Raw genomic sequence first — 21770 nt, 5'->3', positions numbered from 1 at the left:
CCTAAAGGGGTGCAAGTCTTAGGCCCACGCCGCGCGACGACTTGCCAGAACATTCACGCCATCACGGATATCTTCATGGATGGGTCCATCCCGTGGGCGGTCACGCAAAGTGGTGATCCAATGCTCCTGCGGCATGATCCGCCGCTGCGGTCCGTCCCAATGCAACGCCGCGAGCACGTCTCTGGCAAGCTCTGGCAATTTCTCCGGGATCTCCTGCCCATTCAACGTGGCCCAGACGCCCGACCACAAACGGCCAACAGACCAAGGGTTGTAGCCACCACCACCCAGAACCAGATAACGCGGCGCCAAAGGTCTGAGTGCTGCGACAATCGCCCAATGCGCATTGTTTGACAGGGTCAGACGCGATTGCGGGTCTTCGGCCACCGCGTCGGCCCCGCATTGCAGAACAATCGCATCGGGGTCGAACGCCGCCACGCAAGGCAAAATCAGCTCGTCGCGAATGAAAGCCATATCGGTGTCGTTCATTCCCGCAGGAACCGGCAGGTTAAAGACCTGCCCCGCACCACGATCCGCGAGCGCGCCTGAGCGGGGCCAACGGTTCACCTCATGCACAGAAATCAGCAAGGTGTCAGGGTCGTTTTCGAATGCGAACTCAACGCCATCCGCATGATGCGCATCGATATCGACATAGGCGATGCGCGACGCGCCGTTGCGCCGCAGCGACTGGATCGCAAGAACAGGGTCATTCAGATAGCAAAAGCCATTGGCACGGTCCGGCAATCCGTGATGTGTGCCGCCTGCAGGCGAATAGATGACACCTCCACGGGCCAAAAGCTCGCCTGCAAGCAAGGACGCACCCGCTGACGTGGCTGGTCTGCGATACATCTCTGGAAAAACTGGATTGGAGGGAGTGCCTAACCCATGGCGCGCGCGAACATCGTCGCTCACCCTTTGCGCGGCCTCTGCCGCTTGAAGGGCCGCGATATAGGCGGGCGTATGAAAACCCATCAAAGCCGCAGGCTTGGCGCGCGGGCTGACGATGAATTGCGCAGGCGGCAACCAGCCCATCGCGCGGCAAAGATCCATCACCGTCGACACACGCGGCACGCGCAAGGGGTGCCAGGCGCCGTAGCTCGAATGCCGATATATCTCAGAGCCGATAAATCTCGGCGCGGGGGTTGCCGGACCTGCGGTGACATGGGAAGTTTGCGTCATAGAAGCGGATGTAACTTAAAGTGTAACAGGAACCACGGTGAATATGACTGTGCGACAACTTCCGCTGAAATTGCGCACCGGGCGGAAAACCGATGCACGAGCGCAGTTTGCCGCACTTTGCTGGCGCGTGAAGAACGGGCGGCTGGAAATTTGCCTGATCACGAGCCGGACCCGCAAACGCTGGATCATCCCCAAAGGCTGGCCGATGCATAAACAAACGCCAGCCAATGCCGCGGCGACAGAGGCCTTTGAAGAGGCCGGGCTAAGCGGCGATGCCGTAGATCAATGCCTCGGCGTTTACACCTACAGCAAGCCACAAAAGGTGGACAATGCCCCGATTGTCACGCTGGTCTACCCGCTTCACGTCAGGAACGTGCACAGCAAATGGCCGGAAAAGCATGAACGCCGCCGCAAATGGTTCAGCCAGCGCAAGGCGGTCAAGAAACTCTCCGAGCCCGAGCTGAAACGGATCGTCGCCACATTCAAACCCAAGAAAACGCTACGTTAGCAAAACTTGCACCGGTTTTGAAAACGCTTAATTAGTCGAATGCTGTCAACACTCAGGATGCGATGATCAAATTTCACCTCAAATGCGACCAGGGTCATGAATTTGAAAGCTGGTTCCAGTCGGGCGCTGCTTTTGACAAGCTGGTTGCCGGTGGCATGGTGACCTGCACTGCATGCGGCTCAACCTCGGTGACGAAATCCATCATGGCGCCTGCGGTCAGCACATCCTCGCAGATCACGGCACCCAAGCAGACCGAGGCGGCACTGGCTGCATTCCGCAAGAAGGTCGAGGAGAACTCCGACTATGTCGGGACCTCCTTCGCCAAGGAAGCGCGGGATATGCATGACGGGCTCACCCCCGAACGGCCGATCTATGGTGAGGCCAAGTTCAATGAGGCCAAGAAACTGTTGGATGACGGTATCCCCGTGATGCCCCTGCCCTTTGTCCCCAGCAAAAAGACGAACTAGGCGGTCTGCGATGAACATTCTGATCACCGGCGCAAATCGTGGTATCGGCAAAGCGCTGTTTGATGGCTATGCCGCCCAAGGCCAGAACATCATCGGAACGCATCGGCAGGCTGACGCCGGGGCGATGCGGGAACTGGATGTGACCGATCCCGCCGCACATGCACGGCTTGCCGAGGCACTTGAGGGAACAGCGCTTGATCTGCTGATCTGCAATGCGGGTATCTATCCCGATAAGGGCCAGACACTTGATCATGGCTACAGTGCTGCGATGTGGGCCGAGGGGTTTGCCACCAATGTGACCGGCGTGTTTCTGACAATCCAGCATCTGCTGCCCCATCTGCGGGCTGCGCAAGATGCCAGAATCGCGATCATCTCGTCACAAATGGCCTCACATACACGCGCGCCTGGCGGCAGCTATATCTACCGTGCGAGTAAGGCTGCGGTGTTGAACCTTGGGCGCAACCTCGCCACCGATCTGCGGCCCGAAGGGATCAGCGTGGGCATCTACCACCCCGGCTGGGTACAAACCGATATGGGTGGCGCAACAGCAGAGATTGATGTGGACACTGCAAGACGCGGCCTGATGGACCGTTTCGCGGCCCTCAGCATCGAAACGACGGGCTGTTTTGAAACCTGGGATGGTCAGGCGCACGCCTACTAACCGTTTGCCCTTCATCACCGGCCTCTTTAAAGGAAGCGCGGATAAGTACCGCTGTTGCCTTTAGGACGACCCATGCCGACGCTTGTGATGAAATTTGGTGGCACTTCCGTGGCCAATCTCGACCGGATCGCACGGGCGGCAAAACGCGTGGCACGCGAGGTGGCCAATGGCTATGACGTGATCGTCATCGTCTCGGCCATGTCAGGCAAAACCAATGAACTGGTCGGATGGGTGGAAGAGACCTCGCCCCTTTATGACGCGCGCGAATATGATGCGATCGTTTCATCCGGTGAGAATGTGACTGCCGGGCTGATGGCGCTGCGACTGCAGGAAATGGATATACCGGCGCGGTCCTGGCAGGGCTGGCAAGTGCCCTTGAAAACAACCTCCGCCCATTCCAGCGCCCGGATCGAAGAAATCCCGACCGACAATATCAACGCCAAATTCGCTGAGGGCATGCGTGTCGCTGTCGTAGCCGGTTTTCAAGGGCTCAGTGCCGAAGGACGGATTTCGACCCTTGGGCGCGGCGGCTCGGACACTACCGCCGTTGCATTTGCCGCCTCCTTTGGTGCGGAACGGTGCGACATCTACACGGATGTCGATGGTGTCTACACCACAGACCCGCGGATCGCATCGAAAGCGCGCAAATTGGACCGCATCGCGTTTGAGGAAATGCTGGAACTTGCCTCGCTTGGCGCCAAGGTCCTGCAGACCCGCTCGGTCGAGCTTGCGATGCGCTACAAGGTGCGCCTGCGCGTCCTTTCATCATTCGAAGAACCGTCAGACAGCGCCGGAACGCTTGTCTGTGACGAGGAGGAAATCATGGAATCCAATGTCGTGGCCGGTGTGGCCTATTCCCGCGATGAGGCGAAGATGACCCTGATCTCGGTCGCGGACCGACCCGGCATCGCCGCCGCGATCTTCGGCCCGCTTTCCGAAGCAGGCGTGAATGTGGACATGATTGTTCAGAACATCTCGGAAGAAGGGCGCACCGACATGACCTTCTCTTGCCCTATCGATCAGGTGCTGCGCGCCGCGCGCGCGATGGAAGAGGCCAAGTCAGCGGGTGATATCAACTTCCATGATTTGGTCACAGATGATGCCGTCGCCAAGGTCTCGGTCGTGGGGATCGGCATGCGCAGCCATGCCGGTGTGGCCGCGCAAATGTTTAAGGCACTCCACGATGAGGGGATCAACATTAAGGTCATTACAACCTCTGAGATAAAGATTTCCGTCCTGATCGATCGAAAATACATGGAACTTGCGGTCCAAGCCCTTCATGATGCGTTCGAATTAGAAAAAGCGGCCTGATCCAAAGACGGGGTCCGGCCGTGTGACGGGGGACCAATGCCACATCGGTTCGAAAGCGAAAGCCGCAAGCTTTTGGGGCGTCTGCGTGCCGCTTTGGCAAGCGACACCGAAGGTCAGGCCCGTCTGAATAAAGTGGTCGAACTGATCGGCGATTCCATGCAGACCGAGGTCTGCTCAATCTATCTGTTCCGTGACGCCGACACGCTTGAGCTTTGCGCGACCAAGGGCCTTCAGGAAGAGGCCGTGCATCAGACCCGGATGCGTCTTGGCGAGGGTCTGGTCGGGCGTACGGCCAAGAACCGGACCGTCATCAACACCGCCGACGCCCCCGCTGAAAAAGGGTTCCGCTACATGCCCGAGACCGGGGAAGAGCGGTTTTCGTCCTTCTGCGGCGTCCCGATCCAACGACTGGGAGAGGTGCTTGGCGTTCTCGTCGTCCAATCCAAGGCGGCACGCGAATACACGCCCGATGAGGTTTACGCGCTCGAGATCGTTGCGATGGTCATTGCCGAAATGACCGAACTTGGTGCCTTTGTGGGCGCCGGTGCTGCCCTTTCAGCCCGTCATCAGCAGCCGGTTCTGCTGCGGGGATCAATCGCGCAAGAAGGGGCGAGCGAGGGCCAGGTGTTCCTGCACGAACCCCGCGTTGTCGTCACAAACCCGATCTCGGACGACCCGGAGACTGAGCATAACCGCCTTGTTGGTGCGATTGACGAATTGCGCCAATCGATCGATGACATGCTGAAAGGTGCCCGCAGCGTCGACCCCGAACAGGCCAAAGTGCTTGAGGCCTATCGGATGTTCGCCAATTCCGGCAGTTGGTTGCGGCGCATGAAGGCCGACATCGAAAACGGGCTTTCGGCAGAGGCAGCTGTCGAGAAAGAACAATCGCATGCCCGCGCGCGGATGGCACGGTCCGGCGATGCATACTTGCGCGAGCGCCTGCATGATCTTGACGATCTTTCCAATCGGCTTCTGCGCATCCTGACCGGCCAGGGCGTCGATCTGCAGGCCGACATGCCCGACAATCCAATCCTCGTCGCCCGCAATATCGGCCCGGGTGAGCTGTTGGAGTACGGCAAGAAGATCAAAGGAATTGTGCTAGAGGAAGGTTCCGTCGGCAGCCATGCGACTATCGTGGCGCGTGCCTGGGCGATCCCGCTTGTCATCAATGCGCGCGGTGTCACCCGAGAGGCGCTCAATGGCGACACGATCCTTGTGGATGGCGAACAGGGGATCGCGCATTTGCGACCCGATGAGACCGTGCTTGGTGCCTTTCGCGACAAGATTGCGATGCAGACCCGCGCACAGGAACGCTATGCCTCGATCCGAGACCTGAAGGCGCAGGCGAAATGCGGCAGCGTCGTGTCGCTTCACATGAATGCCGGACTGATCGCTGATCTGCCATCGCTGGAAGGGTCAGGCGCTGAAGGCGTGGGCCTCTTTCGTACGGAATTGCAGTTTCTGGTGCGCAACCAGATGCCCCGCCGGTCCGAATTGTCGGCGCTTTATGCACGGGTTCTGCGGGCGGCCAATGGCAAACGCGTGGCCTTCCGCACCCTTGATATTGGGTCGGACAAGGTCCTGCCTTACATGAAACCCAATGACGAACCCAACCCAGCCATGGGATGGCGGGCGATCCGCGTGGGTCTCGACAAACCGGGCGTGCTGCGCATGCAATTGCAGGCGCTGCTTCGCGCCGCCGATGGTGCACCGCTAACGGTGATGTTCCCATTCATCACCCAACTCAGTGAGTTCCGCGCCGCGCGGGCCGAGATGGACAAGGCCATCGCGCGCGAAACCAAGCTGGGCCACACTCTACCCAGCGCGTTGGAAGTTGGCGCAATGCTCGAAACACCATCGCTCGCCTTCGCGCCCGAGGCCTTCTTCGAAGAGGTCGATTTCCTCTCCATCGGCGGCAATGACCTCAAACAATTCTTCTTTGCCGCCGACCGCGAGAATGAGCGGGTGCGCAAACGCTATGACACGCTTGATGTCAGCTTCCTGTCGCTGATCGAACAGGTCGTGAAACGGTGCAAAGCCACCAACACGCATCTGTCCTTCTGTGGCGAAGATGCGGGGCGACCGGTCGAGGCACTGTGCTTCGCGGCGCTTGGTTTGCGCACGCTGTCGATGCGCCCGGCCTCAATCGGACCGGTCAAGCACCTGTTGCGGCGCGTGAACTTGGATGAGGTCAAGGCGGTGATGGACGAAGCCATTGCCAAGGGCGATCAATCCGTGCGGCGCGCCGTGGCGGATTGGCTGGTCTATCAGGTCTGAACAGGGACCTTTGCCGCGGCGAGAACGCGGTGGAATTCGTCCAACACGGCCTCTTCGCCATAGATGCGGGCCAGACGTCGCAGACCAAAATGGACGTGTGCCATGGCGACGTAGTAGTCGATGAACGCGTAATTCGTACCAGCACCCGCCGCCGCACCCAGCACCGGCACCGCCTGGCTGGCGAGTTTCTGTGAGAGAACTGCCGCAAAACGCGGCGCAACCCGCCCGATCAATCCGTTCACAGCAGCGCCGGTAATGCTGAGCCGCGCGCCGATAAGTGCCGTGTCAACCCCGTCATCCGCACTGCCGGGTCCACCGGCGCCAAAAACGGCGAGACATTCCATACGTGTTTCTGGGGCGTCAGGGTCTTCGCCATATTCGGTCGCCACGTGATGAACGGCGCGGAAGATAACCGTTGTCGTGACCGGCAACTCAGCCAGAGCGGTCGGCAGCCCGCCAAGACCACCCACAGCACCCGACACAGTGCCTACGAGCTTATGCAGGCGATCAGACCCGATATTGCTGCCCGCGCCCTGCCGTGACGCATGCGCCACATCAAAGCTTTGCCGCAACGCTTTGCGCGCCAGTGCATCGACCTGCGCGCGTGTGGATTTCGGCAATAGCTTCAGGCTATCTTCGACCTGTCCGCCAACAAAGTTGATGGCCGACATCAGCACCCCGTTGGCACGCTTTTGGCGTTGGGCGATTTCGGTAATCTCAGCCCGCGCATCGTCAGTCAGGGGTTGCGGCGGATTGGCCGGATTGACCTCTTTGAGAGTAAGATCAGCATCGCTCATGACACTGACATGGTATCCAAAGGTTAGAATTTCAATCAACGAATGCGGGTTACCTGCCCTGTGACCCCAGCCCACGCCCCATCTGTCAGGGCGAGCCCCAACACGCGATGGGGATTGGTGGGTGGTGGCATGGTGATGCCGTTCAATTTCGTGAAGCCAAATCGGCCATAATACGGCGCATCCCCGACAAGAATAATGCGCTGCCAACCGGCTTGCCGTGCTTTGCTTAGACATTCCCACATCAGCAACGCCGCCAACCCCTCGCCCTGACGTGTGGGATGCACGGCAATCGGCCCAAGCAACACTGCTTCAGCAGAGCCAATCCTCACGGGCCAGTTACGCACCGCACCGGCGAGGATCCCCTCAGGATCGCGCGCTGTCAGACAAAGCGCGCTGATCGGATCGACCCCTTCGCGTAGCCGATACGACGACAGCGCTGAGCGGCCCGGCGCGAAGCAAAGATCGTAAAGCGCCTCCACTTCCCACCAATCCTCGGGCGTTTCCTCGGCCAACACCATCGCCGTTTGCTGCATCTTGTCTTTCGTCTGGCCAAAGGTCTGAACTGAGGCTACCCCTTGGCAAACCAGACGAAAAGACCACACTATGTTCTATGAACCGAAAGAGGGGCACGGCCTGCCCCACAATCCCTTTAACGCTGTGGTGGCCCCGCGTCCCATCGCATGGATCGCCACACGCGGAACCGACGGGAGCGACAACCTCGCCCCCTATTCGTTCTTCAATGCCGTCGCCTATGTCCCGCCGCAGGTCATGTTCGCCTCAACCAGTGCCAAACCGGATCGCGATGGCACCAAGGACAGTGTCGCCAATATTCGCGACACCGGCGTGTTTGCCGTCAATATAGTGGAGTATGCGGCGCGCGATATCATGAACCAAACCTCTGGCCCGTGGGAGCGGGAGACGGATGAGTTCGCCCTCACTGGTGTGGAAAAGGCAGAATGCGAGACCATTCCCTGCCCACGCGTCGCCAATGCACCCGCGACGCTGGAATGCAAGCTGACGCAAATTATCCAGCTCCCGGGCGAAGCGAATTTCGCCGTCTTCGGCGAGGTGACCGGTGTGCATCTGCGCGATGATTGCATCATCGATGGAAAGTTTGATGTCACCACCTTCAACCCGCTGACGCGGCTTGGTTACCGGGACTATTCGGTGATCCGGGAGGTGTTCAGCCTGCAAAGGCCGGATGACAGCTGAGTCACGTACCCTGATCCAATTCCTGGCACAGGAATTGGACAAAATCCTTCGAAGGATTTTGCTCAGACTTTTCTGAAAAAGTCTGACACCTCCCGCGTCAATGTCCGCCGATGATCCCCGTGCGCACGCCGTAATCGACGGCTAGCGCATAATCCGGATCATCGTCGCTATCGACCATAAGATGCCCCGCCTTGGACAGTAGCTTGTGGCAATCACGGCTCAGATGGCGCAGTTGAATCGTCTTGCCTGCGTCTTCGTACTTTTGCGCAACGGCCTCAATCGCCTGCAAAGCCGACTGGTCCGCAACACGACTGGCTGCAAAGTCGATGATGACGACGTCCGGGTCACTTGCGACATCGAAAATCTCCATGAAGCCGTCAGACGACCCGAAAAAGAGCGGCCCTTGGATTTCATAAACCTGCGCCCCAGCCTCAGTCCGGCTTTCGCGCTTGATCGCGTGGATGCGGGTCGCGTTGCTCCAAGCGTAGGCCAGTGCGGAGACAATGACGCCGACCACAACCGCCGTGGCGAGGTCGGTTGCGACCGTCACGATGGTCACAAGGATTGTCACGAACGCATCGGTGCGCGGCACTTTGCGCAAGATGCGCAGAGAATTCCACGCGAAGGTGCCGATGACTACCATGAACATCACGCCGACCAGAGCCGCCAGCGGGATTTGCTCAATCAGGCTGCTGGCAAACAGGATGAAGGCCAGCAAAAACAAGGCCGCCGCAACACCCGCCACGCGGGTCCGGCCACCGGATTTCACGTTGATCATCGATTGCCCGATCATCGCGCATCCCCCCATGCCACCGAAGAACCCCGTGACAGTATTGGCCGCCCCTTGGGCAAGGCATTCCTGGCTGGCGCCGCCGCGTTTGCCGGTCATTTCACCCACAAGGTTCAAGGTCAGAAGGCTCTCGATCAAGCCAATCGCAGCGAGGATCAGTGCGTAAGGCAGGATGATCTCTAGCGTCTCCCAGGTCAGCAGCACCACCGGGATATGAAACGGTGGCAACCCGCCCTCAATACTCGCCAGATCGCCAACAAGCGGCGTATCCAGGCCGAAACCGATGACAATCGCTGCCACAACAGCGATCCCGGCAAGCGGGGCTGGTACGGCACTGGTCAGCTTCGGCATCACCCAGATGACCGCCATGGTCAGCGCCACAAGTGCCAGCATCAGATAAAGCGGCATGCCCGACAACCATTCACCATTGGCCATCCCATGCCCACCGCCTCCATGCGCAGTGCCCGGCACCTGAAACTGGCCCAATTGCGCCAGGAAAATCACAATAGCGAGGCCATTCACGAACCCCAGCATCACCGGATGCGGCACCAGCCGGATGAATTTGCCCCAACGCATGATGCCAACGAAAATCTGGATGAGCCCCATAAGGACAACAGTGGCAAAGAGGTACTCGACCCCGTGCTGCGCCACGAGGCTGACCATCACAACCGCCAATGCGCCCGTGGCGCCCGAAATCATGCCGGGCCGCCCCCCGAAAAGCGCTGTGATCAACCCCACGATGAAGGCCGCATAAAGCCCGACGAGCGGCTCAACACCCGCGACAAAGGCGAAAGCGACAGCCTCCGGCACCAGCGCCAAAGCGACCGTCAGCCCGGACAATATCTCAACACGCCATTGCCCCGGCGTCAGCGGCGCATCGGGATCGGAAAGCGAAAGGTTATCGGCGAAACTCGCCAAAAGGGCGCGGGCCATCGGGCATCCTATCAATTCGGGGGTTATTGCCGCCGCCGTAACCGAGGATGCCCAGTTTGTCACCCAACAATTGATCCTTTGACGCAATGTTGCGGCGCATGGGGCACGCGGGCTTCACATTTCATTCATTCCCATTCAGTGTCCTGCTGACAGGTGAATGCGAGAGGATTGATGCAAACCAAAATCGGAATTATCGGCGGCTCTGGCATTTACAATATGGACGGGCTGCAGGACGCAACCTGGACGCGTGTTGAAAGCGCTTGGGGCGACCCATCTGATGATGTTCTGACCGGCGTGTTGGATGGTGTCGACATGGTGTTCCTGCCGCGCCACGGGCGCGGTCATGTCTATGCGCCGACGACCGTGCCTTACCGCGCAAATATCGACGCGCTTAAACGATTGGGCGTCACTGATATTGTCAGCGTCAGCGCCTGCGGGTCTTTTCGCGAAGAAATGGCGCCGGGCGATTTTGTCATTGTCGACCAGTTCATCGACCGTACTTTTGCGCGGGACAAGTCGTTCTTCGGCACCGGTTGTGTCGCTCATGTCAGCGTCGCCCATCCCACTTGTCCTCGGCTTTCGGACGCATGCGAGATCGCCGCGCGCGATGCGGGGATCAAGGTGCATAGGGGTGGCACTTATCTGGCGATGGAAGGGCCGCAGTTTTCGTCACAAGCCGAAAGCAAGATGTACCGCGAATGGGGCTGTGACGTTATCGGTATGACCAATATGCCCGAGGCCAAGCTCGCCCGCGAAGCCGAGATTTGTTACGCTTCCATCGCGATGGTGACCGATTACGACAGTTGGCACCCTGATCATGGTGCTGTGGATGTCAACGAGGTCATCCAAACCCTGCAGGGCAATGGCACCAAGGCGCAAGACCTCGTCGGGCGGTTGCCCGCCCTTCTCGGCCCCGACCGTGCTCCCTGTCCGCATGGCTGCGACCGTGCGCTTGATTACGCTATCATGACGGCTCCCGACAAACGAGATCCCGCACTTGTCGCCAAACTTGACGCCGTCGCCGGTCGCGTTCTGTAAAAGGTAACCTGATGAAAACTGTCCAAGACTACATCCGCACCATCCCCGATTTTCCACATGAAGGGATCATGTTCCGCGATGTCACAACCCTGTTCGCCGACCCGCGTGGCTTTCGCATTGCTATCGACCAGTTGCTGCATCCTTATGCGGGTCAGCCTATCGACAAGGTTGTAGGCCTCGAGGCGCGCGGGTTTATCCTCGGCGGGGCGATTGCCCACCAGCTTTCCGTGGGCTTTGTCCCGGTGCGCAAAAAAGGAAAGCTGCCCGGCAAGACCATCGAACAAGCCTATACGCTGGAATATGGCGACGCGGTGATGGAGGTGCATGACGATGCAATGCAGGCAGGCGAGAAAATCCTGCTGGTTGATGACCTATTGGCGACAGGCGGAACGGCAGAGGCGGGCATCAAGTTGATCGAACGGATGGGAGCGGAGGTCATGGGCTGCGCATTCGTGATCGACTTGCCCGATCTGGGCGGGCGCAAGAGGCTGGAAGCATTGAATATGAACGTCCACGCACTTTGCGCTTTTGATGGCGACTAGCGATCCGCACGTATGGCGGCGCAACAAACGCGCCGTCGACGCCATCTGCGTCAAAACATGTCTTGCGCCGCAGGCGCTCCTTTGGATCAGACCTGCTTTAGGACAGCTCCGGGGTTCATGATCCCCAATGGGTCAAGCGCATCCTTGACGCTGCGCAGCATGACCAGCTTGGCCGGATCGCCGTAACGTTCCAGATCATCCACCTTCAGCCGCCCGACACCGTGTTCCGCGCTGACCGACCCGTCCATCTCGTGGACGAGATCATGGACCATCCGTTTCACGAGTTGGCGCTCTGCCTCGTAATCGGCGCGGCTTAGCCCCGGCATCGGGAACACGTTGTAATGCAGGTTTCCATCGCCAAGGTGACCAAAGCAGTTGATCCGAAATACGCCAATCTCTGCAAGGCGTTGCGGGGCGCGCTGAATGAAGGCGGGGATGGCGCTTAGGGGCACCGAGATATCATGCGAACTGACCGATCCAATCCGGCGATTGGCCTCAGGAATACTTTCACGGATATGCCAGAAATCACCACGCTGTGCCATGTTCTGTGCGATCACGCCGTCACTAACGAGGCTCCGCTCGGACGCCTCAACAAACAGGTTTTCCAGTGCCTCCTCGGGCGCCAATCCAGCAGGCAGACCGACATCAATCAGCACGCACCATTCTGGCACGTCGTCGAAGGGCACCCGAACGTCCGGCCCGACTTCCGCAAGAAAATCAAACCCCTGACGATGAATGATCTCGAAGGCTGAGACCCCTTCGCCTATCTGATCGCCTGCCAGCGCCAGAAGTTCCAGCGCGGCCCGAGGCGACGGCACAGCTATCATCGCCGCGCCAATACTGGCCGGACGAGGGCTGAGCTTCAGAGCCGCACCCGTGATGATCCCCAGTGTTCCTTCCGCCCCGATCATCAGGTTACGCAGGTCATAGCCGGTATTGTCTTTGCGCAGCCGCGTCAGCCCGTGCCAGATCGACCCGTCCGGCCGCACAACCTCCAACCCCAGACATTGCGCGCGGGCATTGCCGTAGCGCAGTACGTTCACACCGCCCGCGTTGGTTGAAAGCAGCCCACCAATCCGCGCAGACCCTTCCGAGGCGAGCGACAAAGGGAACAGCCGCCCCGCATCCTCCGCCGCCTTTTGCACATCGGCGAGGATCACGCCCGCATCACAAACCAAAACATTTTCAACCGGATAGACCTCGCGGATACGGTTCATGCGTTCAAGCGACAGGACAACTGGCGCAGGTCCATCCTGTAGCAATTGGCCACCGACAAGGCCTGTGCCGCCTCCGTAGGGCACGATGCCGACACGATCATCGGCACAACTCTTTATGACGGCAGCAACCTCTTCGGGCGAGCCAGGCGCGATAACCAAACCATGCCCCGTCCAACGCCCGCGCGGTTCGCTCAGATACGGCGCGTCATCCTCTTTGAACGCCGCGGCGGGCAGTATGTCACGCAGCTTGGCAGCAAAATCATCGGTCACAGGATTGAGCATTTTCGACGTCCTTTCAGCCCTCTACATGGGCCAAAAGGGGCACCAGTCCAACCCGATTTCAGACCGCCTTTGCCGCCCCTTACGACAAAGCGCCGTGCTTTGCATAGGCAATCTCTGGATCTATTGCGCCAAGGCCGGAAGTGGCCTCGAATCCCCAAATCGGATCCCGCGATCACCCTCTACGCGCCTACGACATCCTTAATCCGCTTGATGCATTGCACGGCAAGTTCGTGATATTCGACGAAATTACTTCTTGTGCGTACGACATCCGCAACCGAACCCCTGTAATCGGACGAGTCGCGCGGGCAGTAGCAGAGGATGCCACACCCGATGAGGCAAACCAGATCGTACTAAGCCATCGCCATGATCACCCTGTAATCGCTATTCGATGTCTTCAAGACCGCGAAATATGCACGTGCTGATCGAAGGTTTCAGATGCCTCGCTAACGTTGATCTAGAAGTTGTCCTTCTTATTATCGAAACCCGGCATTTGCGGATCGACAATGACGGTCACTTTCTTGCTGCAGATTGCCGCGGCGGACGATGCGGGGCTCCGTATCGGCTGTCGCCATTGTCTTCCCGTTGACAGTGCGGGAGAATTTCATGCGCTAGCTAACTCCATGCCGGGTCGCCAACACTCTCAAGTTGAGGACTGGCGGGCGCAGTTGGTGCAATTCGTAAAGTGAGCAACGGACCGCCATGTGCCGTGCGCGATTTGAGTTGTTCCATGTCTAAATGCGCGACGTGTTCGATGCAGCCCGCAAGATGATCACGCAATTTGTCGGTTAGTTGATCCTGTTCTGGATGGTCGATGTGGGTGACATCCTGCGAGCCGGCCTCCAATGGCTCGCAAAAGTTCTATCTCTACCGGTAAAGGCATCGACCGCGCTGGTATGGATTGTGATCATGGCCTACTCGCCGCAGCAACTGCGGAGATGTGGGTAGTCCACCTTTATCGACAAGATGGATGTGTTGGGGCGGATGCACGATTTGTTCTAACCAACGTCAGTTTTGCCGCGCCTGTCGTGTCGCAGATTGGCGTAGAGCACATGGTTGCGCCAACGCCCGTTGATCTGAAGATAGCTTTGCGCGACGCCTTCGTATTTGTAACCGCATTGCTCCAACAGCCGGCGTGACGCGGTGTTCTCAGGCAGACAGCCCGCCTCGATCCGGCTCAGGTCCATCACGGTAAACGCATGATGCACAACCGCTTTGATCGCTTCGCGCATGAATCCCTGGCGTGCATAATGCGCCCCGATCCAGTACCCCGTGATCCCTGATTGGGCGGGACCGCGTTTGATGTGGTCAAGCGTGATCGCACCCACCAGTGCATCATCAGAACGGCGAAACATGAAAAGCGGCATTGCGGTGCCATTGGCAATTGAGCGTTGCGCCCAATAGACCCGATTGGTGAAGGCCTTGCGGGTAAGATGGTCGCTCGCCCAGGTCGGCTCCCACGGGGTCAGAAAGTCGCGGCTTTCCGCGCGCAACGCGCTCCAGACGCGAAAATCGCTGTGCATGGGCGGGCGTAGGGTGAGCCGTTCGGCCTCAATCCGGACTTTCCGTTTGGCGCCCAGCATCACGCGGCCAATCTGGCTCGCAACGCATCCAATGTTGGTGCGGCCTCGGCGGGTCCGTAAAGCGCCATGGCAGTCCCGGCTTGGCCCGCCATCTGACCAGCAAAGTCCTTCACGTCGCCGGTTGTCACCGCATCAATCCGTTCAATCGTTTCGTCAAGGCTGGGCACCCTTTCCCAGATCGACAGGAGCCGCGCCAAACGCTCTGCTCTGTTTGATGGGCTTTCCAGCCCCATCAGCAGTCCGGCTTTCATCTGCACCCTTGCGCGCGCAACCTCCGCTGCAGTCATATCAGAGGCGGCGCGCTTCATCTCATCCATGGTGATATGGGCGAGTTCAGCGATTTGAGCTGCACTTGTGCCTGCATAGATGGTTGTGAGGCCGGTATCCTCATAGGCGCCAGCCTGCGCAAAGATCGTATAGCAAAGGCCACGATTTTCCCGCACCTCCTGGAACAAGCGCGAAGACATGCCGCCGCCCATCGCGCTGGCATAGATTTGCGCGGTGTAGATCGCGGGGTCGCGGTAGGTCGGCCCCTCGAGCGCCAAGGCAAAGTGCACCTGTTCCAACGGTTTCATCTCGCGCCGCTCTCCGCCCGCAAAAGCGGCAGGTTGCAGCGTATGCGGCGCGCGGGTCACAGGCGCAAGATGCCCGAATAGGGCCTCGGCCTGCCTGACAATCGCCTCGTGATCAATGGCTCCAGCCGCCGCAAGGATCATCTGGTTGGGACCGTAATGCTCTGCGACAAAGCTTTGCAGATCATCGCGACGGAACGCGCTCACTCTTTCTGAGGGGCCAAGGATCGTCCGGCCCAGCGCCTGATCGGGATAGGCGACCTCTTGCAGCCAGTCGAAGATGATATCGTCAGGTGTGTCGAGTGCCTGACCGATTTCCTGCAGGATCACACCGCGCTCAATCTCTATCTCGGCAGGGTCGAAAACCGGGTTGAGCAGGATATCGGCGATAACATCCAGACCCAAAGCGACGTCGTCTTCCAGAACGCGGGCGTAATAGGCCGTCATCTCGCGGCTCGTATAGGCGTTGATGTAGCCGCCCACATCCTCGATCGCCTCGGCAATCTGCAATGCGCTGCGGGTCTTGGTGCCCTTAAACGCCATATGTTCCAGGAAATGCGCGATGCCGTTCTGGTCGGCCCGCTCATGCCGCCCACCGGCCTGCACCCAGATGCCAATGCTGGTTGACTTCAGCCCCGGCATATCTTCGGTCACGATCCGGAAGCCGTTGGGCAAGGTATGAAGTTCAATTGTCAACGCGCAATCCGATCCCTGATGACGGCCTGCAGCGCCGCCAGATCATTGGCCACCGGTGTCAGGCGTTCTTGCCGGTCATACAAATCAGCCATCCGCGGGGGAAGAGGTGCCGTAACGCCGCTTGCCGCCTTGACCGCATCGGGGAACTTTGCTGGGTGGGCGGTAGCGAGTGTGACCATAGGTGTTTCGCCCAGATGCGCCTCGGCAACATGCACACCGACCGCGGTATGCGGGCAGAGGAGTTCACCATGATTTGCCAGATAGCGCTGGATCGCGGCACTTGTCTCCTCTTCCGATGCGCGGCCCGATTTAAACGTGTCCTTGAGCATCTGATAGGCGCCCTGGCTGATCTCAAACCCACCTTTCTTGAGGTCATCCATCTGACCAGCGACCGCCATCCCATCGCGCCCATAAGCGTCAAAAAGCGCGCGTTCGAAGTTTGAGCTCACCTGAATATCCATAGAGGGGCTGATGGTCGGAACTACGCCTTCTTTGGTATAGGCGCCCGTCTGAAGCGTCCGGTGCAAGATGTCATTGCGGTTTGTGGCAACCACAAGATCGGCAATCGGCAGGCCCATTTGCTTGGCAATGTAGCCTGCAAAGATATCACCAAAATTACCCGTGGGCACCGTAAAGCTGACCTCGCGATGTGGTGCGCCGAGGCTCACAGCAGAGGTAAAGTAATAGACCACCTGCGCCAGCACACGCCCCCAGTTGATGGAGTTCACACCGGCCAGCTTCACCTCTTCACGGAAGGCGAAATCGTTGAACATGTCTTTGACGGCGGCCTGGCAATCATCGAAATCGCCGTCAACAGCCAGCGCGTGCACATTGGCCTCGACCGGCGTCGTCATCTGGCGCCGCTGCACTTCGGAGACGCGCCCATTGGGGTAAAGGATAAAGACATCCACCGCCTCAAGCCCGCGAAACGCCTCAATCGCGGCAGAGCCGGTATCGCCCGACGTGGCGCCGACAATGGTCACACGGCTGCCAGACCGGCCGAGTGCAGCCTGAAACATCTGACCGATGAGTTGCATCGCAAAGTCTTTGAAGGCGAGCGTGGGCCCGTGAAACAGTTCCAACAGAAAGTGATTGCTGTCGATCTGTACCAATGGCGCGCGGGCCGCGTGGCCAAATCCGGCATAGGCCTGATCGATCAGCGCCTTGAATTCAGCGTCCGAAAATGTCGTGCCGATAAAGGGGCGCATGACATCGAATGCGACTTCTTCATAGGACTTTCCGGCCATAGCTGCGATCTGCGCATGGGTCAGAACGGGAACCTCGGCAGGCACGTAAAGGCCGCCATCGCGAGCCAATCCGGTCAACATCGCCTCTTCAAAACTGAGCGTGGGCGCTGCGCCGCGGGTGGAAATATAGCTCATCTGCCTAAGCGTCCTTTGCTGCAGTGGTGCGCCGTATCAAGAACAGGGTCATAATCCCCCAAACAATAGCCAGCAAGAACCATGTGGCCGCGTATTCAAAATGATCATTTCGGATATCCGCCGTTTCGACAGGCAAGGCGGTAAGTCGGGGATCACTTGGCTGAGTTGCGGTTGTCACGACCATCAGCGGCTCCGTGCCAAGATGGGTGGCCATCGCCGCCGTATTGCGGGCAAACCAGATGTTTTCGGCAAGATCTGGGTCCGGTGTGCTGCTGTTCTGGTCATCGGGCCACAGGAGGGTGCCAGTCATTTGCATCGGTGCAACCAAAGGCGGCGCATCCTTTGCCTCAAGCGGTAACAAACCCTGATCCACAAGGATCGGGCCGAAGGCGGTCTCAACCTTCGAAATCACGCGATATCCGGTCCCGGCGGCGGTGCCCGAGACAAGCACATGCAACTCATCACCCGTGGGTATACCTGTCAGGGTGACGCGGCTGTATTCATGCTCAGCTTCGGTGACATCCAGCGAAAGCGGCGCTGGTGCCGCAGCCAGACGGCTGTTGATATCGGCCAGAATACCCTCTTTCCAGGCCAGACGCTCAACCTGCCAGAGCCCCAGACTGATCAGCACGCCGCAACCGGCGACACCGAGGATCAGCGGGAAAAGGATTTTACGCCACATGCTCTCCCCCTTCTTGGCGCAAAAAACGCGCGAGCAGGCTCGCGCGTTCTATTCTTTGGACCGGATGGCAGAGCCATCGCTTAAGGTCGCGGCAATCAGATGCCCCAGATATAGACGGCGAAGAACAGGAACAGCCAGACCACGTCAACAAAGTGCCAGTACCAAGCGGCGGCTTCGAACCCGACATGCTTTTCCGGTGTGAAATCCCCGGCCCGCGCGCGGAAGTAACAGACCAGCAGGAAGATCGTGCCGATGATCACATGCGCACCGTGAAAGCCGGTGGCCATGAAGAAGTTCGAAAAGAACTTGTCGCCACCAAAGGTCCAGTCCTGCTGCACCAGCAGATACCAGTATTCATAGCCCTGCAGGAACGTGAAAGCGACGCCAAGTACGACCGCAAGAAGCAGGCCATTCTCCAGATCCTTGCGATTGTTTTCGTGCACAAGTGCGTGGTGCGCCCAGGTGACAGCCATGCCAGAGCACAACAGGATCAGCGTGTTGATCAGGGGAAGGTGGAAGGCGTCGACCTGATAGAACTCTGCCGGGACATATGTGGACCCGACATATTCGTCCATCGGGTACATGGCGTGTTTGAAGAATGACCAGAACCAGGCTGCAAAGAACATCACCTCGGACATGATGAACATGATAAAGCCGTAGCGCAGCCCGATCCGCACGACGGGCGTATGATCACCAACACGGCTTTCGGCCACGACCTCCGCCCACCAGGCAAACATCACGTAGATGACCGCGACAAAGCCCATCAGGAACATCCAGGGACCGGAGCCGTGCATCCACAGGACCGAGCCGAACAGCATTACGAATGCGCCAACGCCGCCTATGAACGGCCAGATAGATGGTGGCAGGATGTGGTAATCGTGGTTCTTTACATGCGCCATCTGGTGCGTTCCCTCTTGGCTAATCGTCTTAGTACGTGCGTATGGCGTCTGCCGGTTGCGGTGTCAAAGTGTCTGGCGCCATTGCCGCCTGCATGTCCTCTTCCGGGACATCGATTTCGTAGAATGTGTAGCTGAGCGTGATTGTGTGCACATATTGCCCTTCACGGTCATCGACGATGTCGGGATGCACGAAGAAGCTAACCGGCATCATCACCGTCTCGCCAGGCATCAACACCTGCTCAACAAAGCAGAAGCATTCGATCTTGTCGAAAAACGCACCGGCCTCGTAAGGCGTCACATTATAAGCGGCTTGTCCGGCAATAGGGACGTCGAGCGGGTTATGTGCCTCGTAAAAGGCCAGACCCGTCTCGCCGATGCGTATCTCCATTTCGCGCACTTCCGGCTTGAAAGTCCAGGGCATGTCGCGTTCCAGCGATGCGTCAAAGCGGACTTTGATGGTTTGGTCCAGGATCGTATCGCTGCCGGTTTCGGCCACATTAGTTGCGCCGCCAAATCCGGTGACGCGGCAGAACCAATCGTAAAACGGGACTGACGCCCAGGCGAGCCCGCCCATGAGGAACACGACACCAACCGTCTGAACGACAGTGCGTTTTGGCCCTTGAAGACTAGGAAACAGCATTATTCAGAAGCCTCCTCTTGCGGGATCAATTGCGGGCGGGCGACATGGTCAAAACGTTCGAATTGCCCCGCATCGCCCAATTGAATGACTTTCACGACAGTAAGCCCAAAGACAATCCCGATGAAGCCTAAAAGTATCAGCCCCACCCCGTAATTACGGCCTTTGCGCCGCTCATGCACCTCATGTTCGACCCGGATCGCCATCACCAACCTCCCAGCCCATATTGGCGCAAAGCCGCCTCGGCCAGAAGCGCCCCGAAATGGGCGAAGAGATAGTAGAGCGAGATTTTGAACACCCGGATCTCGGTCCGATGCTTATCGGCGTCAGACGCCGCATCATCGCGCCGCCAGATATCAAAAGCGCCCTTGAGGAACCAGGCATTCATAAGCGCGGCGACTGTCAGATAGACCGGCCCGCCGATGGATGTGAAGGCAAGGCCAAGCGCCACAGGTACCAGCAGAAGCGTGTAGATCAGGATATGATTGCGCGTGGCGTCACGGCCATGCGTTTCGGTCAGCATCGGAATGCCAGCGTTGCCATAATCCGACTTCACAAAGAGCGCGAGCGCCCAGAAATGCGGCGGTGTCCACATGAAGATAAGCGCGAACATCAATGCGCTTTCGACGCTCACCCCGCCCGTCGCCACAGCCCAGCCAACCATCGGGGGGAAGGCCCCTGCAGCGCCGCCGATCACGATGTTCTGCGGTGTCGCCCGCTTCAGCCACATCGAATAAATGACCGCGTAAAAGAAGATCGTGAAAGCCAGCAGAAACGCCGCGAAAAAGTTCGCCGCAAGCGCCAGCATCACCACCGAAAATCCCGACAAGGCCAAGCCAATGCCCAGCGCCTCATTCGGCTGCACGCGGCCTGCAGGGATCGGACGACCCGCCGTGCGCTTCATCCGCGCATCAATATCCGCATCCCACCACATATTCAGCGCGCCCGACGCTCCTGCGCCAACCGCGATGCACAGGATCGCCACAAAGCCGATGAACGGATGCACAGGAATGGGTGCCACAAGCAAACCCACCATCGCTGTAAACACCACCAAGGACATCACACGCGGCTTCATAAGGGCGAAGTAATCGCCCATGCTGGCCTCTTGCGGAGTTTGGGTGGCGGTAAAGTCGCTCATTCAGAACCTTGATCCTTGCCCGGTGAAGCCTAGGCCGAAAGGTAAGAGGGAATTAAGTAACAGCCTCGGCTCAGGAAGTGCCCTTTTCGTCGGCCAGCCACTGGTCATAGACCTCCTGGCTGACCACCTTGACCGTAATTGGCATGTAGGCATGGTCCTTACCGCAAAGTTCCGAGCATTGGCCGAAATAGATCCCCTCACGCTCGGCCGCGAACCACAATTGCGCCAGACGGCCCGGCACCGCGTCTTGCTTCACGCCAAAAGCGGGGATCGTCCATGCATGGATCACGTCGGCCGCAGTCACCTGCATCACCACTGTTGCACCAATTGGCACGATCACGGCGGTGTCCGTTGCCAGGAGATATTCCTCCTGACTATAGCCATATTCCTCAAGCTCGTCCTCAGCCAGCATGTAGCTCTCGAACTGGATGCCCTCATCGACGTATTCATAGCCCCAATACCACTGGTACCCGGTCACCTTGATGTTGATGTCCGCCTCGGGGATTTCCTGTTGCTTGAACAGGACCGGCAGCGAGAACGCCCCGATAAAGACAAGGATCACAATGGGCACGACGGTCCACGCCACCTCAAGCGGTGAGTTATGTGTGAATGTCGCAGGTGTCGGGTTCTTCTGCGCGTTGTAGCGGATAACGACCCAAGCCATCAGCCCGGTCACAAAGAGCGTAATGAGCGTGATGATGATCAAGAGCATGTTGTCGAGCCAGACCACATCGCGGGCCAACTCTGTCGCCGATGGCTGAAAACCGGTGCCGCGATCAACGGGGCGTCCCACAATCTCAAGGTCCTGGCCGATCTCTTGCGCGCTTGCGCGGGTCCCTGCCAGAACCAGTGCTGTTGACACCCAAAGCGAGGTTGCAGCGCTTTTCAGTCCCATAATTATTCCTCACATCGTTGCACCTGTTTTGGTGCTGCTCCCTGGTCCTCGCGTCCAGGCTGCGGACGGAATCCC

General features: G+C 58.8%; 22 protein-coding genes. 8 read left to right on the top strand and 14 right to left on the bottom strand.

Features of this window, described 5'->3' with window-relative positions:
* Nucleotides 1–18: 18 nt before the first annotated feature.
* Entirely contained in the window at nucleotides 19–1176 is a 1158-nt protein-coding gene (locus SLH49_RS04845; RefSeq protein WP_320268021.1) for an acetoin utilization protein AcuC, read from the bottom strand.
* Nucleotides 1177–1219: 43 nt separating this feature from the next.
* Here SLH49_RS04845 and SLH49_RS04840 point away from each other — a divergent pair, with 43 nt between their 5' ends.
* The 5 genes from SLH49_RS04840 (at nucleotide 1220) to ptsP (ending at nucleotide 6403) form a co-directional block, all read left to right on the top strand.
* The gene (locus tag SLH49_RS04840) at nucleotides 1220–1684 is read left to right on the top strand and encodes an NUDIX hydrolase (RefSeq protein WP_320268518.1); all 465 of its coding nucleotides are present in this window, start codon (nucleotides 1220–1222) and stop codon (nucleotides 1682–1684) included.
* A gap of 62 nt (nucleotides 1685–1746) precedes the next feature.
* Complete coding sequence (locus SLH49_RS04835) at nucleotides 1747–2151, top strand: DUF1178 family protein (RefSeq protein ID WP_320268020.1); 405 nt, start codon at nucleotides 1747–1749, stop codon at nucleotides 2149–2151.
* A 10-nt stretch (nucleotides 2152–2161) separates the two neighbouring features.
* Entirely contained in the window at nucleotides 2162–2812 is a 651-nt protein-coding gene (locus SLH49_RS04830) for an SDR family NAD(P)-dependent oxidoreductase (RefSeq protein ID WP_320268019.1), read from the top strand.
* A gap of 72 nt (nucleotides 2813–2884) precedes the next feature.
* Complete coding sequence (locus SLH49_RS04825) at nucleotides 2885–4123, top strand: aspartate kinase (protein WP_320268018.1); 1239 nt, start codon at nucleotides 2885–2887, stop codon at nucleotides 4121–4123.
* A 36-nt stretch (nucleotides 4124–4159) separates the two neighbouring features.
* Nucleotides 4160–6403, top strand: coding sequence for a phosphoenolpyruvate--protein phosphotransferase (ptsP, locus tag SLH49_RS04820; protein WP_320268017.1), 2244 nt, complete (start codon nucleotides 4160–4162; stop codon nucleotides 6401–6403).
* Here ptsP and SLH49_RS04815 read toward each other — a convergent pair.
* Together SLH49_RS04815 and SLH49_RS04810 are read right to left on the bottom strand one after the other, a co-directional pair.
* Nucleotides 6394–7200: an EcsC family protein gene (locus tag SLH49_RS04815; RefSeq protein WP_320268016.1), complete on the bottom strand. Its 807-nt coding sequence runs from the start codon at nucleotides 7198–7200 to the stop codon at nucleotides 6394–6396. The genes ptsP and SLH49_RS04815 overlap by 10 nt on opposite strands.
* A gap of 35 nt (nucleotides 7201–7235) precedes the next feature.
* Entirely contained in the window at nucleotides 7236–7733 is a 498-nt protein-coding gene (locus SLH49_RS04810; RefSeq protein ID WP_320268015.1) for an N-acetyltransferase, read from the bottom strand.
* A 70-nt stretch (nucleotides 7734–7803) separates the two neighbouring features.
* Here SLH49_RS04810 and SLH49_RS04805 point away from each other — a divergent pair, with 70 nt between their 5' ends.
* A complete protein-coding gene (locus SLH49_RS04805) occupies nucleotides 7804–8412 on the top strand; it encodes a flavin reductase family protein (protein ID WP_320268014.1) in 609 nt (202 codons plus the stop codon).
* 97 nt (nucleotides 8413–8509) lie between these two features.
* Here the strand turns inward: SLH49_RS04805 and SLH49_RS04800 are convergent, their stop codons facing one another.
* A complete protein-coding gene (locus SLH49_RS04800; protein ID WP_320268013.1) occupies nucleotides 8510–10135 on the bottom strand; it encodes a SulP family inorganic anion transporter in 1626 nt (541 codons plus the stop codon).
* Between the two features lie 168 nt (nucleotides 10136–10303).
* Between SLH49_RS04800 and SLH49_RS04795 the strand changes: the two genes are divergently transcribed.
* Both SLH49_RS04795 and SLH49_RS04790 read left to right on the top strand, forming a co-directional pair.
* Nucleotides 10304–11173: an S-methyl-5'-thioadenosine phosphorylase gene (locus SLH49_RS04795; RefSeq protein WP_320268012.1), complete on the top strand. Its 870-nt coding sequence runs from the start codon at nucleotides 10304–10306 to the stop codon at nucleotides 11171–11173.
* Between the two features lie 11 nt (nucleotides 11174–11184).
* Nucleotides 11185–11715 carry an adenine phosphoribosyltransferase gene (locus SLH49_RS04790; RefSeq protein ID WP_320268011.1) on the top strand — a complete coding sequence of 177 codons (531 nt, stop codon included), beginning with the start codon at nucleotides 11185–11187 and terminating at the stop codon, nucleotides 11713–11715.
* An 86-nt stretch (nucleotides 11716–11801) separates the two neighbouring features.
* Here SLH49_RS04790 and SLH49_RS04785 read toward each other — a convergent pair whose 3' ends face one another.
* The 10 genes from SLH49_RS04785 to coxB form a co-directional block, all read right to left on the bottom strand.
* Nucleotides 11802–13214, bottom strand: a complete 1413-nt coding sequence (locus SLH49_RS04785; protein ID WP_320268010.1) for an FAD-binding oxidoreductase — start codon at nucleotides 13212–13214, stop codon at nucleotides 11802–11804.
* A gap of 995 nt (nucleotides 13215–14209) precedes the next feature.
* The gene (locus SLH49_RS04780; protein ID WP_320268009.1) at nucleotides 14210–14794 is read right to left on the bottom strand and encodes a GNAT family protein; all 585 of its coding nucleotides are present in this window, start codon (nucleotides 14792–14794) and stop codon (nucleotides 14210–14212) included.
* Nucleotides 14794–16062 (bottom strand): pitrilysin family protein, encoded by a 1269-nt coding sequence (locus SLH49_RS04775; protein ID WP_320268008.1) that lies wholly within the window; start codon nucleotides 16060–16062, stop codon nucleotides 14794–14796. The genes SLH49_RS04780 and SLH49_RS04775 overlap by 1 nt, the downstream gene beginning before the upstream one ends.
* Complete coding sequence (gene thrC / locus SLH49_RS04770; RefSeq protein WP_320268007.1) at nucleotides 16059–17444, bottom strand: threonine synthase; 1386 nt, start codon at nucleotides 17442–17444, stop codon at nucleotides 16059–16061. Before thrC ends, SLH49_RS04775 begins: the two co-directional genes overlap by 4 nt.
* A 4-nt stretch (nucleotides 17445–17448) precedes the next feature.
* Nucleotides 17449–18126, bottom strand: a complete 678-nt coding sequence (locus SLH49_RS04765) for an SURF1 family protein (RefSeq protein ID WP_320268006.1) — start codon at nucleotides 18124–18126, stop codon at nucleotides 17449–17451.
* Between the two features lie 95 nt (nucleotides 18127–18221).
* Nucleotides 18222–19025 (bottom strand): cytochrome c oxidase subunit 3, encoded by an 804-nt coding sequence (locus SLH49_RS04760; protein WP_320268005.1) that lies wholly within the window; start codon nucleotides 19023–19025, stop codon nucleotides 18222–18224.
* A 28-nt stretch (nucleotides 19026–19053) separates the two neighbouring features.
* Nucleotides 19054–19665 (bottom strand): cytochrome c oxidase assembly protein, encoded by a 612-nt coding sequence (locus SLH49_RS04755; RefSeq protein WP_320268004.1) that lies wholly within the window; start codon nucleotides 19663–19665, stop codon nucleotides 19054–19056.
* Nucleotides 19665–19868 (bottom strand): hypothetical protein, encoded by a 204-nt coding sequence (locus tag SLH49_RS04750; protein ID WP_320268003.1) that lies wholly within the window; start codon nucleotides 19866–19868, stop codon nucleotides 19665–19667. The genes SLH49_RS04755 and SLH49_RS04750 overlap by 1 nt, the downstream gene beginning before the upstream one ends.
* The gene (gene cyoE, locus SLH49_RS04745; RefSeq protein ID WP_320268002.1) at nucleotides 19868–20800 is read right to left on the bottom strand and encodes a heme o synthase; all 933 of its coding nucleotides are present in this window, start codon (nucleotides 20798–20800) and stop codon (nucleotides 19868–19870) included. The genes SLH49_RS04750 and cyoE overlap by 1 nt, the downstream gene beginning before the upstream one ends.
* Before the next feature lie 70 nt (nucleotides 20801–20870).
* Complete coding sequence (coxB, locus tag SLH49_RS04740) at nucleotides 20871–21695, bottom strand: cytochrome c oxidase subunit II (RefSeq protein ID WP_320268001.1); 825 nt, start codon at nucleotides 21693–21695, stop codon at nucleotides 20871–20873.
* Between the last annotated feature and the right edge of the window lie 75 nt (nucleotides 21696–21770).

This window comes from Cognatiyoonia sp. IB215446, from assembly GCF_033963825.1.
Lineage (GTDB): Bacteria > Pseudomonadota > Alphaproteobacteria > Rhodobacterales > Rhodobacteraceae > Yoonia.
The sequence above is the reverse complement of the archived record's forward strand: the minus strand, read 5'-3'. Positions and strand labels throughout refer to the sequence as shown.

Bases quoted from the DNA above. Each gene is read 5' to 3' on its own strand.
- coxB (WP_320268001.1), bottom strand. From the start codon at position 21,695: ATGGGACTGAAAAGCGCTGCAACCTCGCTTTGGGTGTCAACAGCACTG.
- SLH49_RS04760 (WP_320268005.1), bottom strand. From the start codon at position 19,025: ATGGCGCATGTAAAGAACCACGATTACCACATCCTGCCACCATCTATC.
- SLH49_RS04755 (WP_320268004.1), bottom strand. From the start codon at position 19,665: ATGCTGTTTCCTAGTCTTCAAGGGCCAAAACGCACTGTCGTTCAGACG.
- SLH49_RS04845 (WP_320268021.1), bottom strand. From the start codon at position 1,176: ATGACGCAAACTTCCCATGTCACCGCAGGTCCGGCAACCCCCGCGCCG.
- SLH49_RS04810 (WP_320268015.1), bottom strand. From the start codon at position 7,733: ATGCAGCAAACGGCGATGGTGTTGGCCGAGGAAACGCCCGAGGATTGG.
- SLH49_RS04765 (WP_320268006.1), bottom strand. From the start codon at position 18,126: ATGTGGCGTAAAATCCTTTTCCCGCTGATCCTCGGTGTCGCCGGTTGC.
- SLH49_RS04840 (WP_320268518.1), top strand. From the start codon at position 1,220: ATGACTGTGCGACAACTTCCGCTGAAATTGCGCACCGGGCGGAAAACC.
- SLH49_RS04785 (WP_320268010.1), bottom strand. From the start codon at position 13,214: ATGCTCAATCCTGTGACCGATGATTTTGCTGCCAAGCTGCGTGACATA.
- SLH49_RS04750 (WP_320268003.1), bottom strand. From the start codon at position 19,868: ATGGCGATCCGGGTCGAACATGAGGTGCATGAGCGGCGCAAAGGCCGT.
- ptsP (WP_320268017.1), top strand. From the start codon at position 4,160: ATGCCACATCGGTTCGAAAGCGAAAGCCGCAAGCTTTTGGGGCGTCTG.
- SLH49_RS04780 (WP_320268009.1), bottom strand. From the start codon at position 14,794: ATGCTGGGCGCCAAACGGAAAGTCCGGATTGAGGCCGAACGGCTCACC.
- SLH49_RS04825 (WP_320268018.1), top strand. From the start codon at position 2,885: ATGCCGACGCTTGTGATGAAATTTGGTGGCACTTCCGTGGCCAATCTC.
- cyoE (WP_320268002.1), bottom strand. From the start codon at position 20,800: ATGAGCGACTTTACCGCCACCCAAACTCCGCAAGAGGCCAGCATGGGC.
- SLH49_RS04835 (WP_320268020.1), top strand. From the start codon at position 1,747: ATGATCAAATTTCACCTCAAATGCGACCAGGGTCATGAATTTGAAAGC.
- SLH49_RS04800 (WP_320268013.1), bottom strand. From the start codon at position 10,135: ATGGCCCGCGCCCTTTTGGCGAGTTTCGCCGATAACCTTTCGCTTTCC.
- SLH49_RS04805 (WP_320268014.1), top strand. From the start codon at position 7,804: ATGTTCTATGAACCGAAAGAGGGGCACGGCCTGCCCCACAATCCCTTT.
- SLH49_RS04830 (WP_320268019.1), top strand. From the start codon at position 2,162: ATGAACATTCTGATCACCGGCGCAAATCGTGGTATCGGCAAAGCGCTG.
- SLH49_RS04815 (WP_320268016.1), bottom strand. From the start codon at position 7,200: ATGAGCGATGCTGATCTTACTCTCAAAGAGGTCAATCCGGCCAATCCG.
- thrC (WP_320268007.1), bottom strand. From the start codon at position 17,444: ATGAGCTATATTTCCACCCGCGGCGCAGCGCCCACGCTCAGTTTTGAA.
- SLH49_RS04790 (WP_320268011.1), top strand. From the start codon at position 11,185: ATGAAAACTGTCCAAGACTACATCCGCACCATCCCCGATTTTCCACAT.